This window comes from Candidatus Accumulibacter vicinus, assembly GCF_000584955.1.
Taxonomy (GTDB): Bacteria; Pseudomonadota; Gammaproteobacteria; order Burkholderiales; family Rhodocyclaceae; genus Accumulibacter; species Accumulibacter vicinus.
Genome location: NZ_JDSS02000013.1, coordinates 44,317 through 45,535, shown reverse-complemented (window position 1 = coordinate 45,535; position 1,219 = coordinate 44,317). Strand labels below are relative to the sequence as shown.

Sequence of the window (1,219 nt, the reverse complement as noted above, 5' to 3'; positions counted from 1 at the left end):
AGCTAGTGGCACGCTGAACTATGCAATCGGCGAAACGACCAAGGTGGTGCGGGTCGAGTTGTCGGAGTACTCAAGCGTCGAACCTCTGGAGTACTTCCGTTTCAACCTGAGTTCCGCCACGAACGCGGCCATTGGGCAAGGCTCGACAACGGTGTCGATCGTCGACGACGACACCGTGCTCGACACGCCGAGCATTTTCGTCAGCGACGTGGTGGCTGACGAAAAGGTCGGTACGGCCAGCTTCGTCGTGAGGCTGGGGGACACGCAGGACAAGCAGGGAAGCTCGTCGAACAGCACCGTGACGGTCGATTACACAACGGCCGATGGCACGGCCATCGCGAACAGCGACTATCTGGCCAGCAGCGGAACACTGATCTTTGCCCCTGGGGACTCGGTCAAGACCGTGGTGGTGGATCTGGTCGACGACAACCTGACCGAGTTGGCGGAAAACTTCCGACTCAACCTGAACAATGCGACGAATGCACTGATCGCAATCCCCAGTGCCTCGGCCACGATCATTGCCAATACAGGGGTCACGGATACCACGGCGCCAACGGTCTCCAGCTTCAGCCCGACTGACGGCGCTACCGGAGTGGCCACCAGCAGCAATGTCGTTCTCACTTTCAGCGAGGCGATCACCCGCGGCACCGGCAGCCTCGTTCTCAAGACCGCCGCCGGCACCACGATAGAGACCTTCGACGCCGCGACCAGCAACCGGCTGACTCTCTCCGGCAGCACACTGACCATCGACCCGACCAGCACGCTGGCCAACGGCACCAACTATTACCTCACCTTCGCCGCCGGAACGATCAAGGACCTGGCGGGCAACAGTTACGCCGGCACCAGCACCTACGACTTCACCACCGCCAGCGGTACGCCGCCCGCCACTTCATACACCGTCCCCGGCACGCTCGGCCACGACTTTTTCATTCCATCCGCCGGCAACAACTATCTGGGCGGCGGTGGCAACGACACCTACGTCATCAGCCCCCATACGCTGTCCGGTGCCGTCACCGCCAAGATCACCGACACGGAAGGCAACAATGTCATCCAGCTCGTCGACGGCATGACGATCAGCGCCAGCAGCTTCTACGGCAATGCGGCGCAACTGACGCTCGCCAGTGGGGCCATCGTCCAGATCCTCGGCGCTGCGGCCTTCCGCTATCAGGTCGGCGCCAACGCACCCGCCGGTGACGCCGCCGCCACCCAGACCTATTCC

Annotated in this window: 1 protein-coding gene; it reads left to right on the top strand. The window is 62.5% G+C overall.

Annotation, left to right across the window (positions count from 1 at the left end; genetic code table 11):
• A partial coding sequence (locus CAPSK01_RS03500) for an Ig-like domain-containing protein (protein WP_273703019.1) occupies nt 1-1,219 on the top strand: 1,219 nt, incomplete at both ends.